The 20,601-nt window shown below is 72.9% G+C and carries 15 protein-coding genes and 1 pseudogene; 5 read left to right on the forward strand and 11 right to left on the reverse strand.

Going from position 1 to position 20,601, the window contains the following annotated elements; genetic code table 11:
• Positions 1-118: 118 nt before the first annotated feature.
• The 3 genes from ACIF80_RS31705 to ACIF80_RS31715 all read right to left on the reverse strand — a co-directional run bounded on the left by ACIF80_RS31705 (position 119) and on the right by ACIF80_RS31715 (position 5,660).
• Positions 119-1,579: an aldehyde dehydrogenase family protein gene (locus tag ACIF80_RS31705; RefSeq protein WP_399810918.1), complete on the reverse strand. Its 1,461-nt coding sequence runs from the start codon at positions 1,577-1,579 to the stop codon at positions 119-121.
• A 138-nt stretch (positions 1,580-1,717) separates the two neighbouring features.
• Positions 1,718-3,331: a PucR family transcriptional regulator gene (locus tag ACIF80_RS31710; RefSeq protein WP_399810920.1), complete on the reverse strand. Its 1,614-nt coding sequence runs from the start codon at positions 3,329-3,331 to the stop codon at positions 1,718-1,720.
• A 205-nt stretch (positions 3,332-3,536) separates the two neighbouring features.
• A complete protein-coding gene (locus ACIF80_RS31715; protein ID WP_399810923.1) occupies positions 3,537-5,660 on the reverse strand; it encodes an ATP-binding protein in 2,124 nt (707 codons plus the stop codon).
• A gap of 385 nt (positions 5,661-6,045) precedes the next feature.
• Between ACIF80_RS31715 and gabT the strand changes: the two genes are divergently transcribed.
• Both gabT and ACIF80_RS31725 read left to right on the forward strand, forming a co-directional pair.
• Positions 6,046-7,380, forward strand: coding sequence for a 4-aminobutyrate--2-oxoglutarate transaminase (gene gabT / locus ACIF80_RS31720; RefSeq protein WP_399810926.1), 1,335 nt, complete (start codon positions 6,046-6,048; stop codon positions 7,378-7,380).
• A 475-nt stretch (positions 7,381-7,855) separates the two neighbouring features.
• Positions 7,856-8,491, forward strand: a complete 636-nt coding sequence (locus ACIF80_RS31725; RefSeq protein WP_399810929.1) for a phosphatase PAP2 family protein — start codon at positions 7,856-7,858, stop codon at positions 8,489-8,491.
• A gap of 185 nt (positions 8,492-8,676) precedes the next feature.
• Here the strand turns inward: ACIF80_RS31725 and ACIF80_RS31730 are convergent, their stop codons facing one another.
• From ACIF80_RS31730 to ACIF80_RS31760, 7 genes are all read right to left on the reverse strand, one after another.
• Complete coding sequence (locus tag ACIF80_RS31730; protein ID WP_399810932.1) at positions 8,677-9,132, reverse strand: hypothetical protein; 456 nt, start codon at positions 9,130-9,132, stop codon at positions 8,677-8,679.
• A gap of 181 nt (positions 9,133-9,313) precedes the next feature.
• Complete coding sequence (locus ACIF80_RS31735) at positions 9,314-10,717, reverse strand: NAD(P)/FAD-dependent oxidoreductase (protein WP_399810934.1); 1,404 nt, start codon at positions 10,715-10,717, stop codon at positions 9,314-9,316.
• 5 nt (positions 10,718-10,722) lie between these two features.
• A complete protein-coding gene (locus ACIF80_RS31740) occupies positions 10,723-11,523 on the reverse strand; it encodes an ABC transporter permease (RefSeq protein WP_399810937.1) in 801 nt (266 codons plus the stop codon).
• A complete protein-coding gene (locus ACIF80_RS31745) occupies positions 11,523-12,467 on the reverse strand; it encodes an ABC transporter permease (RefSeq protein ID WP_399810940.1) in 945 nt (314 codons plus the stop codon). The genes ACIF80_RS31740 and ACIF80_RS31745 overlap by 1 nt, the downstream gene beginning before the upstream one ends.
• Positions 12,467-13,633: an ABC transporter ATP-binding protein gene (locus tag ACIF80_RS31750; protein ID WP_399810943.1), complete on the reverse strand. Its 1,167-nt coding sequence runs from the start codon at positions 13,631-13,633 to the stop codon at positions 12,467-12,469. Before ACIF80_RS31750 ends, ACIF80_RS31745 begins: the two co-directional genes overlap by 1 nt.
• Positions 13,634-13,637: 4 nt before the next feature.
• Positions 13,638-14,885 (reverse strand): PotD/PotF family extracellular solute-binding protein, encoded by a 1,248-nt coding sequence (locus ACIF80_RS31755; protein ID WP_399810946.1) that lies wholly within the window; start codon positions 14,883-14,885, stop codon positions 13,638-13,640.
• A 48-nt stretch (positions 14,886-14,933) separates the two neighbouring features.
• Positions 14,934-16,469 (reverse strand): gamma-aminobutyraldehyde dehydrogenase, encoded by a 1,536-nt coding sequence (locus ACIF80_RS31760; RefSeq protein WP_399810948.1) that lies wholly within the window; start codon positions 16,467-16,469, stop codon positions 14,934-14,936.
• A gap of 201 nt (positions 16,470-16,670) precedes the next feature.
• On the opposite strand from ACIF80_RS31760, the gene ACIF80_RS31765 reads away from it, so the two are divergent.
• Positions 16,671-17,303, forward strand: coding sequence for an NADAR family protein (locus ACIF80_RS31765; protein WP_399811182.1), 633 nt, complete (start codon positions 16,671-16,673; stop codon positions 17,301-17,303).
• A gap of 364 nt (positions 17,304-17,667) precedes the next feature.
• Here the strand turns inward: ACIF80_RS31765 and ACIF80_RS31770 are convergent, their stop codons facing one another.
• Complete coding sequence (locus ACIF80_RS31770) at positions 17,668-18,603, reverse strand: hypothetical protein (protein ID WP_399810951.1); 936 nt, start codon at positions 18,601-18,603, stop codon at positions 17,668-17,670.
• A 62-nt stretch (positions 18,604-18,665) separates the two neighbouring features.
• Between ACIF80_RS31770 and ACIF80_RS31775 the strand changes: the two are divergent.
• Together ACIF80_RS31775 and ACIF80_RS31780 are read left to right on the forward strand one after the other, a co-directional pair.
• A pseudogene (locus ACIF80_RS31775) lies at positions 18,666-19,824 on the forward strand (adenosine deaminase); the annotation flags it as partial.
• A gap of 68 nt (positions 19,825-19,892) precedes the next feature.
• Positions 19,893-20,588 (forward strand): glycerophosphodiester phosphodiesterase, encoded by a 696-nt coding sequence (locus tag ACIF80_RS31780; RefSeq protein WP_399810953.1) that lies wholly within the window; start codon positions 19,893-19,895, stop codon positions 20,586-20,588.
• Positions 20,589-20,601: the final 13 nt, after the last annotated feature.

Genomic DNA, 20,601 nt, shown 5'->3' on the forward strand with positions numbered 1-20,601 from the left:
GAAACGAAGGGGCCCGGCACCGGAAACCGGTGCCGGGCCCCTTCGCGGGCGGCGTTCCCGCGTCATCCGCGAGGCCGCCCGGAAACGGTTCCCGGAAAGCGGGAGCCGGCCGCCCGTCTCAGAGGGCGAGGCCGGTCAGGACCATCACCCGCTCATAGGTGTAGTCGTCCATCGCGAACTTCACGCCCTCGCGGCCCACACCGGACTGCTTGACACCGCCGTACGGCATCTGGTCGGCACGGTAGGAGGGCACGTCGCCGATGACGACGCCGCCGACCTCCAGGGCGCGGTGGGCCCGGAAGGCGGCCTGGAGGTCGTGGGTGAACACTCCTGCCTGGAGGCCGTACTTGGAGTCGTTGACGGCGGCGAAGGCTGCCGCCTCGCCGTCCGCCTTCGTCACCGTCAGGACGGGGCCGAAGACCTCCTCGCGGGCGATCGTCACCCCGGCCGGTACGTCGGCGAGCACGGTCGGCGCGTAGGAGGCGCCGTCGCGCTTGCCGCCGGTGAGGACGGTGGCGCCGGCCTCGACGGCCTCCTGCACCCACGTCTCGACGCGTTCGGCGGCGTCCTGGCTGACCAGCGGGCCGACGTCGGTCGCGTCGTCGGCCGGGTCGCCGGTGACCTGGGCCTCCACGGCGGCGACGATGCGCGGCAGCAGCCTGTCGTACACGGCGGTGTCGGCGATGACCCGCTGCACGGAGATGCAGGACTGGCCGCCCTGGTAGTTGGAGAACGCGGCGATGCGCTGCGCGGCCCGGTCCAGGTCCTCGTCGCTCGCCCAGTCGGCGAGGACGACAGCCGCGCCGTTGCCGCCGAGCTCCAGGGTGCAGTGCTTGCGCGGCACCGAGTCCATGATCGCGTAGCCGACCTTCTCGGAACCGGTGAAGGAGATCACCGGCAGCCGCTCGTCCTGCACCAGGGCGGGCATGCGCTCGTTGGGCACCGGGAGGATGCTCCAGGAACCGGCCGGCAGCTCGGTCTCGGCGAGCAGCTCACCGATGACCAGCCCGGACAGCGGGGTCGCCGGGGCGGGCTTGAGGACGATGGGGACGCCGGCGGCGATGGCCGGGGCGATCTTGTGGGCGCACAGGTTCAGCGGGAAGTTGAACGGCGCGATGCCCAGGACGACGCCCTTGGGGAACCGCCGGGTGAGGGCGAGCCGCCCCTGGCCGCCGGCGTCGGTGTCGAGCCGCTGGCCCTCTCCGCCGTTGAACCGGCGGGCCTCCTCTGCGGCGAACCGGAACACGGACACGGCCCGGCCGACCTCGCCGCGCGCCCACTTGATCGGCTTGCCGTTCTCGGCGGAGATCAGCCGGGCGATGTCCTCGGTGCGCTCGGCGAGCCGCCGGCTGACGTGGTCGAGAGCGGCGGCGCGGACATGGGCGGGGGTGGCCGCGAACGCGTCCCGTACGGCGTACGCGGCGGCCACGGCCTCCTCGACCTGGGCCTCGGTGGGCACGCTCACCGTACCGACGACCCGGCCGTCCCACGGGGAGGTGACGTCGAAGGATGCCTCGCCGGTGGCCTGGCGGCCGGCGAGCCAGAAGGCGTGGGTGGCCGCCCTATCTTTCTGGGGCATGGGGAATCCCGGCCTTTCCGCGTTGGGGTGGGTGCTTGGCCTGTCGTGTCCACCGTAGGGGCGCGCCGGCCGCGGGGCGTTTGTCCGAGTCGTAGCAGTCGGTTCCCCCGGCGCGCCGCTTTGGCGGATCGGCGGCCGTCAGTCGGACGAGGCCGCCTTCAGTGCCAGCCACAGCTCCATGCGGACGTCCGGGTCGTCCAGGGAGCGGCCGAGTATCTCCTCGACCCGGCGCATGCGGTAGCGCAGGGTGTGGCGGTGCACGCCGAGGTCGGCCGCCGCGGCGTCCCACTGCCCGTGCCGGGAGAGCCACGCGCGCAGTGAGGCGACGAGGTCGCCGCGCCCGGTCGCGTCGTGTTCGTTCAGCGGCCGCAGCAGTCCGTCGGCGAAGGCGCGGACGGCGTCGTCCGCGAGCAGCGGCACCACGGACCCGGCGGCCATCTGCTCGTGCTCCACCAGCACCCGCCCCCGCCTCCTGGCCACCGACAGCGCCTGTCCGGCCTGCTTGTAGGCGGCGGACGCGGCGATGGGGCCGGCCGGCGCGGAGAGTCCCACGACCAGTTCGTCCTCGTCGGGGCCCATGAAGGGTTCGTGGGCTCCCCCGGCGCCCCGCACGGCCTCCAGGGCGGCCGCGTGGTCGCAGCACGCGGCCACGGCCGCGCCGCCGTCGGCGGCCAGCACCACCAGCCGCTCTCCGTCCGGCACCACCAGGACCGCCTCGCCGGAGCGGGCGGCGGCGGACTCCACGGCCTCCTCGAGCGCGCCGAGGGCGTCGCCGTTCGGGTGGCCCTGGGCGCGGGCCGCGGGCGCCGTGCCCGTCTCGGCCACGATGATCCGGAAGGGCGCGTCCAGGAGACCGCCGTACAGGTGTCCGGCCACCGCGCGGGCGTGGTCCGGCTCCCCGGCGAGCAGCATGCGCAGGACGGCGGCCCCGATCCGCTGTTCGGCGGCGTGCAGGGAGCGGGAGCGTTCCGTGGTCAGGGTGAGCAGCGCGATGGCGGAGTGGACGGCGTACCGCTCGGCGGTGCCGAGTGCCGCGGCGGTGCCGACGGCGAGCGCCGCCCGGGGGCGCCGGCCGGTGCCGAGGGTGTGCAGTTCGACCCGGTCGTCGTCCTCCGGCCCGGCGGCGACCGACGAGGCGGGCGCGGCCCGCTCCCGCAGCCGCTGCACGTCGGCCGTGAGCCGTGCGGCGCGCCGCGCCGCCCATTCCGGTGCCGTGGCGACGACGGCGCCCGAGGCGTCGTACAGCGCGGCCCATCCGTCGACCTGGGTGGCGAGCGCGGTCAGCAGGCCCTCGGGCCCGCCGGTCAGCGCCTGCCGGGTCAGCTCCCGCTGGGCCGCGAAGCCCGCGGTCACCGCGCGGTACTGGTCGGCTGCGACGGCGGCGGAGACGGCCTTGCTGATCGCCAGGAAGGGCGTGCGGCGCGGCACCTCCAGGAGCGGCAGCCCCTCCTCGCGCGCGGCCTCGACCAGTGCCTCGGGGATGTCCTCGTAGTGGACCCCGACGGCGAAGCCGAGGCCGACCACCCCCGCCTCCACCAGCCGCTTCACATAGCGGCGCATCGCCACCGCGTCCTCCGCGTCCAGTTTGAGCGCGGTGATGAGCAGCAGCTCGCCGCCCTCCATGTACGGCACGGGGTCGGCCAGCTCACTGGCGTGCGCCCAGCGGACCGGCACATCGAGGCCGTCCTCGCCCGCGCGCACGGTCAGTTTGAGCGCGGAGTGGTGTGCGAGCGAAGCGAGCGTCAGGGGCATGGCGCCTTCAGGTCGGCGGGAACGGCCGGCCGGGTGTCCGAGCCGGGGAGCGATATGACGTTTTGGCCGTCACGTATGAACGACCCCTGTCGATTCTGCCTCACCGTATGCACACCGCGTCGTCACATGTGCTCCGCTCCCGGCGTTCACCCACCCGCTGCGAACCGGCCCGCCCGGACCCGCGCCACCCCGCCCGGCGCGCCCCTCAGCCCCGCAGGTCGACCAGCAGCGGCGGCGCGTGCTCGCCCCGGACGTCGGTCAGGGACAGCACCGCGTGCCCTGCCGGCATCGCGTGCGCGAGTTCGGACGCGGACCACCGCTCCCGCTCGACCTGCCGTACGGTGACCGCCCGCGCGGTCGGCGCCTTCCCGGTGATGGCCCGCCGCACCGCGTGCCAGGCCTTGCCCGCCGGGCTCTCCGCGATGATCTGCCGGTCGGTGACGTCCCGTGCCTCGGTCCACTCCTTGCCCCAGACCTCGGCGAAGTCCTGCCCGTCCCAGGGGGTGAGCCCGGCCAGCGCCATCCTGCACCCGACGGTCCCGAGCAGGGGCCCGCGCAGGGGTCTCGCCACGTCGTCCAGGGTGCGCAGGGTGAGCACGGCCCCGGCGTTGGCCGACCTCAGCCGCTGGATGCCGCGTACGGCCTCGGGGGTGACGACGCCGGTCGCGTCGTCCAGCACCAGGCAGGCGAACAGGGACCGGTCCTCGCGCTCCGTCACGCTCGCCGTGAACTGGGCGAGGACGAGCCGCGCCAGCACCCGCGACGCGTCGGCGTGGCCCCGCGCGGGCAGGTCGACCCGGACCCGTACGGGGTGGTCCAGCGCCTTGAGGGTGAAGGGCCGCGACTGCCCGGAGGTGTCGAAGAACCCCGCGAAGGCCGGCCGGTCGAGCAGCGCCACCCGGTCGGCGAGGACCCCGCCGACGTCGCCGGGGTGCGCCATCTGCCGTTCCCGGGCGTCGAGTTCGCGCAGCAGCGACTCCTGTCCCGTCTCCGTCAGGCCCCGGCGCAGCTCGGCGAGCGGGCCGGGCGAGCCGTCGAGCAGGCCGCGCAGCTCGGGGACGGAGGGGAAGCGGCCGTGTACCGCGCGGAAGGGGCCGAGCAGTTGGGCGAGGACGGTGGTGGCGCGCCGGCTGTCGCTGCCGGGGTGCGGATCGGCCAGGTCACCGACCAGCGCCTCGGCGAGGACGGCGGCGGCCTCGTCGGGGTCGGCGGTCCCGCCGTACAGGTCGAGGTCGTACACGGAGTCGGGGTTGCCGATCCGTACCACGACGTCGTACGCGTCGGCCGGGCCCGCTCCCACGCCGGCGGCGCCGACGACGACCACCGCGGCGCGTCCGGCGAGCGCGTGCAGGCACAGCGCCTCGGCGAGCGGCCGGACGACGGCGCCGGTCTTGCCGGAGCCGGCCGGTCCGACCGCGACCAGGGAGGTGCCCAGCAGTTCGGGGCTGAGGGCAAGGCCGGTGCCCCGGTAGGCGTACGGGTTGCGGGCGTCGTCGGCGGTGGTGCCGAGCCGTACCTGCCCGGTGACCAGGTCGTGCCGGGCCTGCCGGGCGGGCAGGTCGCGGGCGCCGGAGGGGTGCGGGCAGGCGGCGGCACCGTGGCTGAGCACCGTGCCGGTGAAGGTCGCGAGGGGGTGCCGGCCGCTCTGCACGCCCTGCCAGGCGCGGGTGATGCGGGCGTGGTCGACGTCCCGCATCAGCCCGGCGCGCGCGTCGGCGGCGAGCCGGTCCGCCGCGTCGGTGGCGCCGGCGGCACGCAGCGCGGGCCAGGTGGCCGGGTCGTCCTCGGGGGTCGGCGGGCGCTCGGCGGCCCGGGGGGTGCGACGCCAGGCGGGCAGCCCGTAGCGCCGCCAGATCTCGCCCCAGCGGCCGAGCCGGCCCACGCCGACCATGATGAGGCCCGCGATCAGCACGTAGTAGGCGTAGACCACCACGACGGCGGCGAAGCTGTGCGGCTCCGCCCACGAGTCGGGGATCATCGCGTAGAGCGGCAGCAGCCACCAGCTGCCGAGGTACCCGTTCCACAGCAGCGACCAGATCAGCCAGCCCACGAGGAACGCGATCAGGGCCCCGCTGAACAGCTGCCGTCCCGGAATGCGCTCCGGTTCCTCCTCCGGGCGCGGCCGGTGCCCGAACCGCCACACGCCGGGCAGTGCCTCCGGGCGGGGTGTGCGCAGCCAGGTCAGGAACGCCGACCCGTCCGGCAGGGGCGGCATGCCCGGTGCCCTGGCCGGCCTCGGGGGCGCCGAGGGCACCTCCGGTGGCCCGGCAGGGCGCGGCACCGGGTTCGCGTGCGTACCCCGCGCGTCCTGCGTCCCGTCGCCGTCCATCGCCCTTGCCCCCTGAGCAGCCGCGCCGTTCACCATCAGCGAGCCAATCTAACGCCCCCGCAGGGCGAGTTCACCGTTCACCCGGCCGGGTCGGGCCACGGGGGCACTTCGCACGGTGCCGGGCCGCGCCGAATCCCCCGCCGTGTCCCGCGCGGTTTCCGGCCGTCACCACGCGGTTTCCGGCCGTCACCGCGCGCCGCCCGCCCGCCACGCCCCGGGCCGCCGGCACACCACCGCCTTCCCCCGCCCCGGTCCCCCGCTATGTCCACACCGGACAACCCGGTCCCCCGGACAACGCCCACATGGAGCATGCCCAGTCTTCCCTTCCCGCCCTAGCCTGCGAGAAAAGAAGGCAAGTGTCCGTTACACCCCCCAGGAGCCCCTCATGACCGCACTTCCGCAGGAGCGCCGCGTCGTCACCGCCGTCCCGGGCCCGAAGTCACAGGAGCTGCAGGCCCGCCGTACCGCCGCGGTCGCCCAGGGCGTGGGCTCCGTACTGCCCGTGTTCGCCGCGCGCGCGGGCGGCGGGATCATCGAGGACGTCGACGGCAACCGGCTGATCGACTTCGGCTCGGGCATCGCGGTGACCTCGGTCGGCGCCTCCGCCGAGGCCGTCGTACGCCGCGCCACCGCCCAGCTCGCCGACTTCACGCACACCTGTTTCATGGTCACGCCGTACGAGGGGTACGTGGCCGTGGCCGAGGCGCTCGCCGAGCTGACCCCGGGCGACCACGCCAAGAAGTCGGCCCTGTTCAACAGCGGTGCCGAGGCCGTCGAGAACGCCGTCAAGATCGCGCGGGCCTACACCAAGCGGCAGGCGGTCGTGGTGTTCGACCACGGCTACCACGGCCGCACCAACCTCACCATGGCGCTGACCTCGAAGAACATGCCCTACAAGCACGGCTTCGGCCCGTTCGCGCCCGAGGTGTACCGCGTTCCGGTCGCCTACGGCTACCGCTGGCCGACCGGCGCCGAGCACGCGGGCCCGGAGGCCGCCGCCCAGGCCATCGACCAGATCTCCAAGCAGGTCGGCGCGGAGAACGTGGCCGCGATCGTCATCGAGCCGGTCCTCGGCGAAGGCGGTTTCATCGAGCCGGCCAAGGGCTTCCTGCCCGCGATCGCCGAGTTCGCCGCGGAGCACGGCATCGTGTTCGTCGCCGACGAGATCCAGTCCGGCTTCTGCCGCACCGGCCAGTGGTTCGCCTGCGAGGACGAGGGCATCGTCCCGGACCTGATCACGACCGCGAAGGGCATCGCCGGCGGACTCCCGCTCTCCGCCGTGACCGGACGCGCCGAGATCATGGACGCGGCCCACTCCGGCGGCCTCGGCGGCACCTACGGCGGCAACCCGGTGGCCTGCGCGGGCGCGCTCGGCGCCATCGAGACGATGAAGGAGCTGGACCTCAACGCCAGGGCGAAGGCGATCGAGGCGGTCATGAAGACCCGTCTGACCGCGATGGCCGAGAAGTTCGACCTCATCGGTGACATCCGCGGCCGCGGCGCCATGATCGCCATCGAGCTGGTCAAGGACCGTGCGACCAAGGAGCCGAACCCGGAGGCGACGGCGGCGCTGGCCAAGGCCTGTCAGCAGGAGGGTCTGCTGATCCTGACCTGCGGCACCTACGGCAACGTCCTGCGCTTCCTGCCGCCGCTGGTCATCGGCGAGGACCTGCTGAACGAGGGCCTGGACATCCTCGAAGAGGCGTTCACCCGCCTCTGAGCAGGCGTTCGTGCACATCTGAGCCGCCGCCGGAGCGGGTGAGCCGCCCCGGCGGTCCCGCCGGGGCACGAGCGGCAGAGCGTGTGAAGAACGTGTGCGGGGTGGATGGCAGGAGCCTGTTGGCCCTGTCGCGGGTCCACCCCCTGCCGTAGGTTCTACCGGGACAAGAGATACACCCGCTCACGGGGAACTGTGAGCGGTACGGGCCGAGGCCTCCCCAGCTTCGCCCTGGTCGTGCCCTCGCGCACACAACCGGAGCCCCCGGGTTTCGGGTCTCCTCACGATCGGACAGCCGCCCGCCCCACACCCCCCGGGGCGCGCGGCGTTCCGATCCGGATGGCAGCCCACGCGTCACGCGCGGCAGGCCGTTCCCCGAAGGGCCAGTGCTCACCCCCCCCTTGCACTGGCCCTTCGGCGTGCCCCGGGACCTGCCGCTGCGAACGGCCGCGCGTCCGCGAATGCGAAGCTGTGCACCATGCTGCTGCTCGGACCCCCCGTTCTCGTCTTCGCGCTGATCACCTGGCAGGTCGTCACCGACGGCCCCCTGGTGGATCTGGACGAACGGCTGAGCAGGGCGCTCGTCCGGCCGGACCGGGCCTCCGAACTGCTCGCCGACCTCGGCAACATCGAGGTGGCCGTGCCCGTCCTGGTGGCCGCTCTGGCGTACGTCGCGTGGCAGGGACGTGCCGCGGGCCGGGACCGCTGGTGGCTGCCGCCGGCGGCCGGAGCCGTGGCGATGGCGCTGGTGCCGGTGCTCGTCGTGCCCCTGAAGGCCTGGACCGATCGCCCCGGCACCCCGGCCGTGCCCCCGGCCGTCGGCTACTACCCCTCCGGCCACACCGCCACCGCCGTCGTCGCGTACGGTGCGGCGGTCCTCCTCCTCGTCCCGCTGCTGCGCTCACCGGCGGTCCGCCGCGCGCTCCTGCTGCTCTGCGCCGCCCTGGTCGCCGGCGCCTCCTACGGCCTGGTGCGCCGGGGCTACCACTGGCCGCTGGACGTGGCGGCCGGCTGGTGCCTGGGGGCGGTACTGCTGATCTGCCTGTGGCTGCCGGCCGGCCGGAGCAGCCGTCCGGCAGCCGCCGGCCGGCAGCCGGCCGGTCGGCCGAAGTGACCGCGGGCGTCGCGGACGGGGGCGGCGGAGAGAGGGCCGGATGGCTGGAACGGTCTGCGGCGATCCACGGCTGCCTCCGGGCATGGGGGGAACGAGAGGAGGAAGGCGGGGGACGGAGCGCCTTCGGGCCGATCCGGGCCACTCGGGCCGTCAAAGTCTCTGTCACTGGTCCGTCCTCCCGCCGGCTACGCCTCCTCCCGCCCGGCGAGCCCCGCCGCCGCCTCGTGCATGGCCAGTTCGAGCAGGGCCGGGTCGGTGAGCGTGCCCGAGCCGTCCGGCGGGAACAGCCAGCGCGTCCCGCCGGCCGACGCGCGGCCCGGATACGGCACCACGATCCAGGTGCCGTCACCCGCCGTACGGATGCCGGTGCCGACCCAGCGGGCCGCGGTGCCCGGCGGCACGAGGAAGCCCATCCGCGCGTCACCGAAGTCGACCAGCACCGGGCCGGGCCGGGCGAGGACGCGGGTGAGCACGTCGAGCGTGGGGTAGCCGAGCCTGCCCGGCAGGATCAGCACGTCCCACGCCTTGCCGGCCGGCAGCAGCGCCACCCCGTGCGGGTTGCGCTGCCACTCCCAGCGGCACGCCTCGGGGTCGGGTGCGACCGAGGAGAGCCACTCGACCGCCGGCTTCGTCCCTGTCATCACAAACGCCTGCCTCTCTGTCGTGGACGCGGGAAAGTCGCGTCCCGAGGAGGAGAGGAAGCTTTCCGCCGGGCATTACGCGGGTTTCGGCACCCGATGGGAGTGAACCGGATCACGCCCGCCGGAATCCGGTCATCAGTGCCGAAACCCGGCAACCCGGCCACGCCGCCGAGAACCGCTCTCAGCTGTCGAAGCCCAGTCCCAGCCTGTCCATCGTCCGCAGCCACAGGTTCCGGTGCCCGTCGTGGGTGTCGGCGTGCGCCAGCGACCACTTGGTGAGCGCGATGCCGGTCCAGGCGAAGGGCTCGGGCGGGAACGGCAGCGGCTTCCTGCGCACCATCTCCAGCTCCGTGCGCTCGGTGCGCTCCCCCGCCAGCAGGTCCAGCATCACCTCGGCGCCGAAGCGGGTGGCGCCGACGCCGAGTCCCGTGAAGCCGGCCGCGTAGGCGACCCTGCCCCGGTGGGCGGTGCCGTAGAACGCCGAGAAGCGGGAGCAGGTGTCGATCGCGCCGCCCCAGGCGTGGGTGAAACGGACGCCCTCCAACTGCGGGAAACAGGTGAAGAAGTGGCCGGCGAGCTTCGCGTACGTCCGGGGCCGGTCGTCGTACTCGGCCCGCACCCGCCCGCCGTACGGGTAGACCGCGTCGTAGCCGCCCCACAGGATGCGCTGGTCGGCGGTCAGCCGGAAGTAGTGGAACCGGTTGGCACTGTCGCCGAGTCCCTGCCGGTTCCTCCAGCCCACGGACGCCAGTTGTCCGTCGGTGAGCGGCTCGGTCATCAGCGCGTAGTCGTAGACCGGGACGGTGTAGGCGCGGGTCCGTTTGACCAGGCTGGGGAAGACGTTGGTGCCGAGGGCGGCCGTGCGGGCGCGGATCTGCCCGTAGGGGGTGCGGACGGACATCCCGGCGCCGTACGGACGCAGGGTGAGGGCGGGGGTGTGCTCGTACACGCGGACGCCGAGGTCGAGGCAGGCCCGTTTGAGCCCCCAGGCGAGTTTCGCCGGGTGGAGCATGGCCACGCCCCGGCGGTCCCAGAGGCCGGCCAGGAAGGTGGGCGAGTCGACCTGGGCGCGGACCGCGTCGGTGTCGAGGAGGTCGACGCCGTCGGCGAGGCCCCGGCGGTCGATCTCCTGGTACCAGTCGCGCAGTTCGCGTGCCTGGTAGGGCTCGGTGGCGACGTCGAGTTCGCCGGTGCGTTCGAATTCGCAGTCGATGGTGTGGCGGGCGACCGTCGCCTCGATGGCGTCGAGGTTGCGGGCGCCCAGCCGCTCCAGCCGGTGGATCTCGTCCGGCCAGCGGGCCAGGCCGTTGGCCAGGCCGTGGGTGAGGGAGGCGGCGCAGAATCCGCCGTTGCGGCCCGAGGCGGCCCAGCCCACCTCACGTCCCTCCACCAGGACGACGTCCCGGTCCGGGTCGCGTTCCTTGGCGATCAGCGCCGTCCACAGTCCGCTGTATCCGCCGCCCACCACCAGCAGGTCGCAGGTCTCGGCGCCGGGGAGGGCGGGCCGGGGCTCCGGCCGGCCGGGGTCGTCCAGCCAGTACGCGGTCGGCCGGGCATCGGCGAGGGATGTCGTCCAACGGCTCATGGTCTTCACGCCTTCTGCCGCTTGCGGCGGTTGCCGACGGCCATCGAGACCAGCACCAGCAGGACGGCGACGACGAACATGGCCGTACCGACGACGTTGATCTGCACCGGGGTTCCGCGCTGCGCGGAGCCCCAGACGAACATCGGGAAGGTGACGGTGGAACCCGAGGTGAAGTTGGTGATGATGAAGTCGTCGAAGGACAGGGCGAAGGCGAGGAGCGCGCCCGCCGCGATGCCGGGGGCGGCGATCGGCAGGGTGACCCGGATGAACGTCTGGACCGGACCGGCGTACAGGTCCTGGGCGGCCTGTTCCAGGCGCGGGTCCATCGACATCACGCGCGCCTTGACGGCGACCACGACGAAGCTGAGGCAGAACATGACGTGGGCGATGAGAATCGTCCAGAAGCCGAGCCGGACGCCCATGTTGAGGAACAGGGTCAGCAGCGATGCCGCCATGACCACCTCGGGCATCGCCATCGGCAGGAAGACCAGCGAGTTCACGACGCCGCGGGCACGGAAGCGGTAGCGGACCAGCGCGAAGGCGATCATGGCGCCGAGCACGGTGGCGCCGAGAGTGGCCCACAGCGCGATCCGGAGGCTGAGCGACAGCGAGCCGCACAGGCCGGAGACCCCGCACGGATCCTTCCAGGCGTCCGTGGAGAACTGCTGCCACTCGTAGTTGAAGCGGCCCTTGGGCTTGTTGAACGAGAACACGGCCACCACCACGACCGGCAGCAGCAGGTACCCGAGCGTCAGCAGTCCCGCGATGACGACGAGACGGCGCTTGAGCCAGTTGACGAAGGTCATCACACCAGATCCTCCGTGCCGGACTTGCGGATGTAGAAGGTGACCGCGAACAGGATCGCGGCCATCAGGATGAACGAGAGCGCCGCGGCCGTCGGATAGTCCAGGATGCGCAGGAACTGCGTCTGGATCACGTTGCCGATCATGCGGGTGTCGGTGGAGCCGAGCAGGTCCGCGTTGATGTAGTCGCCGGTGGCCGGGATGAAGGTCAGCAGCGTGCCGGAGACGACGCCCGGCATCGACAGCGGGAGGGTGACCCTGCGGAAGGTGGTCGAGGGCCTGGCGTACAGGTCGTTCGCCGCCTCGTGCAGCCGGGGATCGATGCGCTCCAGGGAGGTGTAGAGCGGAAGGACCATGAACGGCAGGAAGTTGTACGTCAGACCGCAGACGACGGCGAGCGGTGTGGCCAGCACCCGGTCGCCGGCGGTCCAGCCGAGCCAGGAGGTGACGTCCAGGACGTGCAGCGCGTTGAGGATCTCGACCACGGGGCCGCTGTCGGCCAGGATCGTCTTCCAGGCGAGGGTGCGGATCAGGAAGCTGGCGAAGAACGGCGCGATCACCAGGATCATGATCAGGTTCCGCCAGCGTCCCGCGCGAAAGGCGATCAGATACGCCAGCGGGTAGCCGAGCACGAGGCACAGCACGGTCGCGGAGGCCGCGTAGAGCACCGAGCGGACGAACTGCGGCCAGTACGCGGACAGCGCGTCCCAGTAGGTGGCGAAGTGCCAGGTGACCTCGTAACCCTGCTCCAGGGAGCCCGTCTGGACGGAGGTGGAGGCCTGGTAGATCACCGGCAGCGCGAAGAAGACGAACAGCCACAGCAGGCCGGGCAGCAGGAGCAGGTACGGCGTCCAGCGGCCCCGCCTCCGCGGCGGCTTCGCCCGCGGGGCCGGGGCGGGCGCCGGGGCCGGCGGCCGGGGCGGTGGCGACTGGGTGACGGTGGCCATCAGACGGCCTCCTCCCCGACGGTTTCCACACCGGCGTCCGCATCCTGTGCGGCGTCGAGACCGAAGGTGTGCGCCGGGTTCCAGTGCAGGACGACCTCGGCGCCGGGTGCCAGCCGGTGGTCGCGGTCGATGTTCTGGACGTAGACCTCGAACGCGGTGCAGACCGGGCTGTCGACGACGAACTGGGTGGAGACGCCGAGGTAACTGGAGTCGGAGATCCGGCCGGTGATCCGGTTGCGGCCCTCGGGTATGCGTCCGGCGTCGTCGGCGTGGACGAGGGAGATCTTCTCCGGGCGCACCCCGAGCAGCACCTTGCCGCCGGCCGCCGTGGGGCCGCTGTTGCGCGCCGAGGGCAGGACGAGCTTGCCGCCGCCCGCCTTCAGCACGAGGTCGTCGCCCGACCTGGTGTCGACGTCGGCCTCGATGAAGTTGGACGTGCCGAGGAAGTTGGCGACGAACGTGGTGCGCGGGTTCTCGTACAGCTCACTGGGCGGGCCGAGCTGCTCGACGCGGCCCCCGTTCATCACGGCGACCGTGTCGGCCATGGTCATGGCCTCCTCCTGGTCGTGCGTGACGTGGACGAAGGTGATGCCGACCTCGGTCTGGATGCGTTTGAGCTCCAGCTGCATCTGACGGCGCAGTTTCAGGTCGAGGGCGCCGAGCGGCTCGTCGAGCAGCAGCACCTTCGGATGGTTGATCAGGGCGCGGGCCACGGCGACCCGCTGCTGCTGGCCGCCGGAGAGCTGGTGCGGCTTCTTGCGGGCCTGCTCGCCGAGCTGGACGAGTTCCAGCATCTCCCCGACCTGCTTCTTCACGCTCTTGATGCCGCGCCGGCGCAGACCGAAGGCGACGTTCTCGAAGATGTCGAGGTGCGGGAAGAGGGCGTAGGACTGGAAGACGGTGTTCACCGGCCGCTTGTACGGCGGGAGCGCGGTGACGTCCTGGTCGCCGAGGTGGACGGTACCGGCGGTGGGTTCCTCCAGGCCGGCGATCATCCTGAGGGTGGTGGTCTTGCCGCAGCCGGACGCGCCGAGCAGGGCGAAGAAGGAACCCTCGGGCACGGTCAGGTCGAGGGGGTGGACCGCGGTGAACGCGCCGTAGGTCTTGCCGAGGCCGGTGAGGCGGACGTCCCCGCCGTGGGCGGCCGTGTCGTGCGTCGTCTTCATCTCGTCACGCCCCCGTGAGCTTCGCGAACTTCGCTTCGCATGCCGTCTCTTCCTCGGTGCTCAGGGAGCGGAAGGAACGGGACTTGGCCTGCATGGCCCGGTCGGGGAGGATCAGCGGGTTGTTCGCCGCGTCCTCGTCGATCTTCGCTAGTTCGTCCTTCACCCCGTCGACCGGACAGACGAAGTTGATGTAGGCGGCGAGCTCGGCGGCCGGACGCGGCTCGAAGTAGTAGTCGATGAGCCGCTCGGCGTTGGTCTTGTGCCGGGCCTTGTTCGGGATCATCAGGTTGTCGCTGGACGTCATGTAGCCGCTGTCCGGGATCAGGAAGTCGATGTCCGGGTTGTCCGCCTTCAGCTGGACGATGTCGCCGGCCCAGGCGACGCACGCGGCGAAGTCGCCCTTGCTGAGGTCGGAGGTGTAGTCGTTGCCGGTGAAGCGGCGGACCTGCCCCTTGTCGACGGCCTTCTGGAGGCGGGCTATCCCCGCGTCGTAGTCGTCGGCGGTGAACTTCTCCGGGGCCTTGTCCATGTCGAGCAGGGCCAGGCCCATGGTGTCGCGCATCTCGGTGAGGAGGCCGACACGTCCCTTGAGCTTCGGGTTGTCCAGCAGGTCGGAGAGGGTCTTCACCTCGACGCCGTCGAGCGCCTTCTTGTTGTAGGCGATGACGGCCGCGATGCCCTGCCAGGGGTAGGAGTAGGCACGGCCCGGGTCCCAGTCGGGGCTGCGGAACTGCGACGACAGGTTGGCGTAGGCGTGCGGCAGGTGGGACGGATCCAGCTTCTGCACCCAGCCGAGCCGGATCAGGCGGGCGGCCAGCCAGTCGGTGAGGACGATGATGTCGCGGCCGGTGTCCTGGCCGGCGGCGAGCTGCGGCTTGATCTTGCCGAAGAACTCGGTGTTGTCGTTGATGTCCTCGGTGTACGTGACCTTGATGCCGGTCCGCTCGGTGAACGCGTCCAGTGTGGGGTGTTCGCGCCCGCTGTCGTCGACGTCCATGTACTCGGTCCAGTTGGAGAAGGCGACGCTCTTCTCCTTCTCCGAGTGGTCCTCGGCCGGTACGCCGCCCCGGGTGCTGCCCGCCGGGGGGATGCCGCAGGCGCTCAGCGCCCCGACGCCGCCGAACGCGAGCGCGCCGCCCGCGGAGGCGCGCAGCAGGGACCGGCGCGACAGGGCCGCCCTGCCGTTGCGGAAGCTGCGCCGCATGGCGGCCACCTGGGCCGGGGAAAGGCGGTCGGGCTCGTACTGCTCCATACGCGTGGTGCCTTTCGGAGTGGGGCCGTCGGTCGGTCGGCCCGGCTGCTATCGGTCCCCGAAGATCGTGCGGTGCCAGTCCTTGCGGACCGCCGCCGTATTGTCGAACATGACGTGCTTGAGCTGGGTGTACTCCTCGAACGAGTACGCGGACATGTCCTTGCCGGAGCCGGACGCCTTGTAACCGCCGTGCGGCATCTCGCTGATGATCGGGATGTGGTCGTTGATCCACACGCAGCCGGCCCTGATCTCGCGCGTGGCGCGGCCGGTCCGGTACACGTCCCGGCTCCAGGCGGAGGCGGCGAGTCCGTACGGCGTGTCGTTGGCGAGCGCGATGCCCTCGTCGTCGGTGTCGAAGGGCAGGACGACCAGCACCGGTCCGAAGATCTCGGCCTGCACGACCTCGCTGTCCTGCGGGGCACCGGCGATCAGGGTGGGCCGGTAGTACGCACCGGCGGCGAGTTCCCCGCCCGGGGCCCGACCGCCGGTCACCACGCGCGCGTAGGCACGCGCCCGGTCGACGAAGCCGGCCACCCTGTCGCGCTGCGCGTGCGAGACCAGCGGGCCGAGGTCGGTCCCGGCGGCGAAGGGGTCGCCGAGCCGCACGGTCTCCATGAGCGTGGCGGTGCGCTCCACGAACGCCTCGTAGAGGGGGCGTTGCACATACGCGCGGGTGGCGGCCGTGCAGTCCTGGCCGGTGTTGATGAGCGCGCCCGCGACCGCTCCGTTGACGGCGGCGTCGAGGTCGGCGTCGTCGAAGACGACGAAGGGCGCCTTGCCGCCGAGTTCGAGGTGGACGCGCTTGACGGTGGCGGTGGCGACGGCGGCGACCCGCCTGCCCACGGCGGTGGAACCGGTGAAGGAGGTCATGGCCACGTCGGGATGGCCGACGAGGTGCTCGCCCGCCTCCTGGCCGGTGCCGGTGACGATGTTGATCACGCCGTCCGGAATGCCGGCGTCGGTGGCGGCCCGGGCGAGCAGGAGTGAGGTCAGCGGGGTGATCTCGGCGGGCTTGAGGACGATCGTGTTGCCCGCGGCGATCGCCGGGAGGATCTTCCACGCGGCCATCTGGAGGGGGTAGTTCCAGGGAGCGATCGAGCCGACGACGCCGATGGGTTCGCGGCGCACGTAGGAGGTGTGGTCGCCGGAGTACTCACCGGCCGACTGACCCTGGAGGTGCCGGGCGGCGCCGGCGAAGAAGGCGATGTTGTCGATGCTCCCGGGGACGTCGAACTCCCGGCTCAGCTTCAGGGGTTTGCCGCACTGCAGGGACTCGGCGCGGGCGAAGTCCTCGGCACGCTCGGCGACCACGGCGGCGAACCGGTGCATCGCGTCGGACCGCTCGCCCGGGGTGGCACCGGCCCATGCCCCGAACGCCTTCCGCGCGGCGGCGACGGCCGCGTCCACGTCGTCGGTGCCGGCGAGTTCGTAGGCGTACACGTCCTCGCCGGTGGCCGGGTCGACGACCGTGTGCGTACGGCCCGAGGTGCCCTTCGTCAGTCGTCCCGCGACGAACTGCGCCCCGTCGGCGAATCGTTCCTCGGCCGGAAACCGTTCCGGGGTGGCGTTGCCGGGGTGCTGCATGTCGCTCTCCTCCGTTTCCCGAGGGGGCGGCGTGGCGCCAGCTCGATTTGAGTGCCGATCCTGACAGAGGCATGCGATGCCAACAAGTGATTCCGTTGTTTCCATTTGGTTAAGCAACGAAATCTGTCGACGGAGCGTCGCACGAACACGGAAAGGACAGGCCGATTGTCAGTACTGCCTGCGAAACTCGCGCGCATGGGGATGAACACGGAGGCGGACAAGGTCGTGGAGAGGGCTGGAACTGCGGGAGGGGTCGGGGCGATCGATTCCCGGGAGGCCCTGATCGAGGCGCTGAGCGCCGGGGAGCGGATCAAGTTCCTGCACTTCTGGGGGCACCGGCCACTGCCCGACGGCCGGATCGGGGCGAGCTGCCTGAGCCAGTGGTGGCCGTCGCCGTTCACGGTGGACGGCGTGACCTACGCGACCGCCGAGCACTGGATGATGGCGGCCAAGGCCCGGATATTCGCAGATCCGGAGGCGGAACGGAAGATCCTGGCCGCAGGGCACCCCGCCGACGCGAAGAAGGAGGGCCGCCTCGTCCGGCACTTCGACGAGGCGGTCTGGCGGCGCGAGCGGTTCCGTGTCGTCGTCGAGGGCAGCACGCACAAGTTCGCCGCCCACGCGGACCTGCGTGCCTTCCTGCTGAACACGGGCGACCGCGTCCTGGTCGAGGCGAGCCCCAGGGACCGCGTCTGGGGCATCGGGCTCGGGGCGAAGAACGAGAGGGCGGCGGACCCCGTCCAGTGGCGCGGCGCGAATCTCCTGGGCTTCGCCCTGATGCAGGCCCGCGCCCGCCTCCGGGAGGCCGGGGCCGAGACCGGGGCGGACGCCTGAGCGGCCTGGGTTCGGCCGCCGGGGTAAGGGGCCCGGCGGTCGGGCGGCCGGGCCGGCGCACCGGGACCGCGCCCGGCCACGTGACCGGGTGAGAGCCCCCCGGATGCGGGCCGACGCGACGCCACGGGCATCCGGGCACGGACGGTGGCCGGGGCCGGCCCGGGCCGGGCGGACCGGGCGAGGTCCGTCCCGCGGGTCCCGACGGAGGTCATGCGTGCCGGCCGGACCCGGTCTTCGGCTCGGGTGAGGGGCCGGGGCACGGGCCAAGGTCCTTCGTCGGGATCGGGCCAGGTCGAGCCGGGGCGGACCGGCTCGGGTCAGGCACCCGGGGCCCGCGGACCCCGCGTGGTCCGGACGAGAGGTCCTACCAGTAAGGCGTGGTGAGGGTGAGAATGCCTATGCAGGCGCCCAGGAGGATGCCGGCCCAGCCGCAGATGAGACCGGCCAGGGCGTGGCCCGGGTTCGTGGCTTCGCCGCGGGCGGCCTTGCCCCGGCCCAGGGCACTGAAGATCACGGCGAGGACACCGAGCCCGACGGCCAGTGGCCAGAAGCAGAAGACGACGGCCGAGATGATCCCGAGCACGAGTCCGGTGACACCCATGCCGTTGGCGGGCTGCGGAGGCATGCCGGTCCAGCCGTAGTAACCCTGGCCGGGCATACCGGCGTAACCGGGTGACTGCGCGGCCGCGTGGGTGTAACCGCCCTGGGGGCCGCCCGGATAGCCGTACGGCGCCTGCCCGGGGCCGCCGGGTGCGAGGGGCGGCGGGACCGGCTCGGCGGCCGGGGGCGCGAAGGGGTTGGGGGCCGCGGTGCCGTGGCCGGCGGGCGTCGCATGGGCGGACGGGGTGGACGGGGTGGACGGGGTGGAGGGGGTGGAGGGGTCGGCCCAGGGCTGGGCGGACGGCGAGGCCGGTCCGGCGGCCGGGGCGCCCGTCGCGGGGAAGGACGTGACCGTCCGCTGGTCGTGCGCCGAGGGAGCGGACGGGGTGCCGGAGGCGGGGGGCGTGCCGGCCGCGGCGGGCGCACTCGGGGCGGGTGCCGGCGGGTCGAACTCCGGGAGGGCGAACGGGTCGGTGACTCCGGCGGAGCCCGACGGTCCGGTCGTGCTCCGACTGCCGAGGTCCACCTGGGTCGGCTCGGGCGGCGCCACGTCCCGCGGCGGGCTCTGGGGCGGCTGGGCCTGCGCGGCCCTGCTGTCGGCCGGCTCCGCCCAGACGTCGTCATGAGCATGCGGGTCCCGGGGCGGAGTGCCGCCCGCCGGGTTCCCCCGCGCTTCCGGCGCCTGCGCGTCGTCGGACATACGCTGGGCCCCCTCCGTCGAACGTCCCGTCATCGTACGGCCCGCCCCCGCCCCGTGCGTGCCCGGCCTACGATGATCCCCGATCCACCGATCACCCGCGTCCCGCCGCACCCCGGCCGGGGACGCCGCTCCCGGGGAGGGACCATGACCGAACGCCTCGCCGCGTCCGCCGAGGCGGGCAGCGGCCCGCACGACTTCATCGCCGGACTGCCCAAGGCCGAACTGCACGTGCACCACATCGGTTCCGCCTCCCCCCGCATCGTCTCGGAGCTGGCCGCCCGCCATCCCGACTCCCGGGTCCCCGCCGACCCCGAGGCGCTCGCCGACTACTTCACCTTCACGGACTTCGCCCACTTCATCGACGTGTACCTGTCCGTCGTCGACCTGATCCGCACGCCCGAGGACGTCCGGCTGCTCACCTACGAGGTGGCGCGTGAGCTGGCCCGGCAGCAGGTGCGGTACGCCGAGCTGACGATCACCCCGTTCTCGTCGACCCGCCGCGGGATCGACGAGCGGGCCTTCATGGAGGCGATCGAGGACGTCCGCAAGGCGGCCGAGTCCGAGTTCGGGACCGTGCTCCGCTGGTGCTTCGACATCCCCGGCGAGGCCGGCCTGGAGTCCGCCGAGGAGACCACCCGGCTCGCCACCGACGACCGGCTGCGCCCGGAGGGCCTGGTCTCCTTCGGCCTGGGCGGACCCGAGATCGGGGTGCCCCGGCCGCAGTTCAAGCCGTACTTCGACCGGGCCATCGCCGCGGGCCTGCGCTCGGTGCCGCACGCCGGTGAGACCACCGGCCCCGGCACGGTGTGGGACGCCCTGATCGACCTGCGCGCGGAGCGGATCGGGCACGGCACCAGCGCCGCCCAGGACCCCGAACTGCTCGCGCACCTCGCCGAGCGGCGCATCGCGCTGGAGGTGTGCCCCACCTCCAACATCGCCACCCGCGCGGTCGCCGACCTGGACGAGCACCCGATCAAGGAGTTCGTCCGCGCCGGTGTGCTGGTCACCGTCAACTCCGACGACCCTCCGATGTTCGGCACCGACCTCAACACCGAGTACGCGATCGCCGCGCGGCTGCTGGACCTCGACGAGCGGGGCCTGGCGGCGCTGGCCGGGAACGCGGTGGAGGCCTCGTTCCTGGACGAGCCGGCCAAGGCACGGCTGGCGGCCGAGATCGACGCCTACACCACCTCCTGGCTCGCCTCCCGGCCGCTGCGGTGAACCCGTCCTCCGCCGCGGTGGACCCGTCCCGTGAACCGGCAGGCGAACCGACCCCGCGAAGGGCCGCCATGCACAACGTGACCGCCGTGGCCCACCGCGGCGACCCGTACCACGTCCGCGAGAACACGCTCGCCTCGCTGCGTTCCGCGCTCGACAAGGGCGCGGACGCGGTGGAGTTCGACGTACGCCTCACCCGGGACGGCGTACCGGTCCTGCTGCACGACGAGACGCTGAAGCGGCTCTGGGGGCACGACCGCCCGCTGCGGTCACTGTCCTGGGAGGAGGTGCGCGGTCTGACCGGCGATGGTGTGCCCACGCTCCCGGACGCGCTGTCGGCGACGGGGAGCAGCGGGGTCATGCTGGACCTGCCGGGCGATCCCGCCCCTCGCGCGGTGCGCCGGATCGTGGACGCCGTACGGGAGCACGGCGCCCAGGACCGCGTCCACTACTGTGCGGGCGCCGCCGCCATGCTCGCCGTGCGCGCGGCGGACCCGTCCGCCGAGATCGCCCTCACCCGTACGTCGCTGGCCCCGCCGCGCGCCGGTCTCCTGGAGGCGATCCGGCCGCGCTGGCTGAACTACCGCTTCAGCCTGGTCGACCGGGCCCTCGCCGACCGGGTCCACGCGGACGGCTACCTGCTCTCCGTGTGGACCCCGGACACCCGCCGCTCCCTGCGCCGCCTGCTGGCGCTGGGCGCCGACTCGATCACCACCAACCGCATCGACGTCCTGTGCGCCCTGCGCACCCCCCGGCAGGGCCGGTAGGGGCCCGTCCGGC

The sequence above is a fragment of the Streptomyces sp. NPDC085927 genome (genome assembly GCF_044540975.1).
GTDB lineage: Bacteria > Actinomycetota > Actinomycetes > Streptomycetales > Streptomycetaceae > Streptomyces > Streptomyces hirsutus.

Bases quoted from the DNA above. Each gene is read 5' to 3' on its own strand.
- gabT (WP_399810926.1), top strand. From the start codon at position 6,046: ATGACCGCACTTCCGCAGGAGCGCCGCGTCGTCACCGCCGTCCCGGGC.
- ACIF80_RS31735 (WP_399810934.1), bottom strand. From the start codon at position 10,717: ATGAGCCGTTGGACGACATCCCTCGCCGATGCCCGGCCGACCGCGTAC.
- ACIF80_RS31755 (WP_399810946.1), bottom strand. From the start codon at position 14,885: ATGGAGCAGTACGAGCCCGACCGCCTTTCCCCGGCCCAGGTGGCCGCC.
- ACIF80_RS31725 (WP_399810929.1), top strand. From the start codon at position 7,856: ATGCTGCTGCTCGGACCCCCCGTTCTCGTCTTCGCGCTGATCACCTGG.
- ACIF80_RS31765 (WP_399811182.1), top strand. From the start codon at position 16,671: ATGAACACGGAGGCGGACAAGGTCGTGGAGAGGGCTGGAACTGCGGGA.
- ACIF80_RS31710 (WP_399810920.1), bottom strand. From the start codon at position 3,331: ATGCCCCTGACGCTCGCTTCGCTCGCACACCACTCCGCGCTCAAACTG.
- ACIF80_RS31770 (WP_399810951.1), bottom strand. From the start codon at position 18,603: ATGTCCGACGACGCGCAGGCGCCGGAAGCGCGGGGGAACCCGGCGGGC.
- ACIF80_RS31745 (WP_399810940.1), bottom strand. From the start codon at position 12,467: ATGGCCACCGTCACCCAGTCGCCACCGCCCCGGCCGCCGGCCCCGGCG.
- ACIF80_RS31740 (WP_399810937.1), bottom strand. From the start codon at position 11,523: ATGACCTTCGTCAACTGGCTCAAGCGCCGTCTCGTCGTCATCGCGGGA.
- ACIF80_RS31750 (WP_399810943.1), bottom strand. From the start codon at position 13,633: ATGAAGACGACGCACGACACGGCCGCCCACGGCGGGGACGTCCGCCTC.
- ACIF80_RS31730 (WP_399810932.1), bottom strand. From the start codon at position 9,132: ATGACAGGGACGAAGCCGGCGGTCGAGTGGCTCTCCTCGGTCGCACCC.
- ACIF80_RS31715 (WP_399810923.1), bottom strand. From the start codon at position 5,660: ATGGACGGCGACGGGACGCAGGACGCGCGGGGTACGCACGCGAACCCG.
- ACIF80_RS31705 (WP_399810918.1), bottom strand. From the start codon at position 1,579: ATGCCCCAGAAAGATAGGGCGGCCACCCACGCCTTCTGGCTCGCCGGC.
- ACIF80_RS31760 (WP_399810948.1), bottom strand. From the start codon at position 16,469: ATGCAGCACCCCGGCAACGCCACCCCGGAACGGTTTCCGGCCGAGGAA.
- ACIF80_RS31780 (WP_399810953.1), top strand. From the start codon at position 19,893: ATGCACAACGTGACCGCCGTGGCCCACCGCGGCGACCCGTACCACGTC.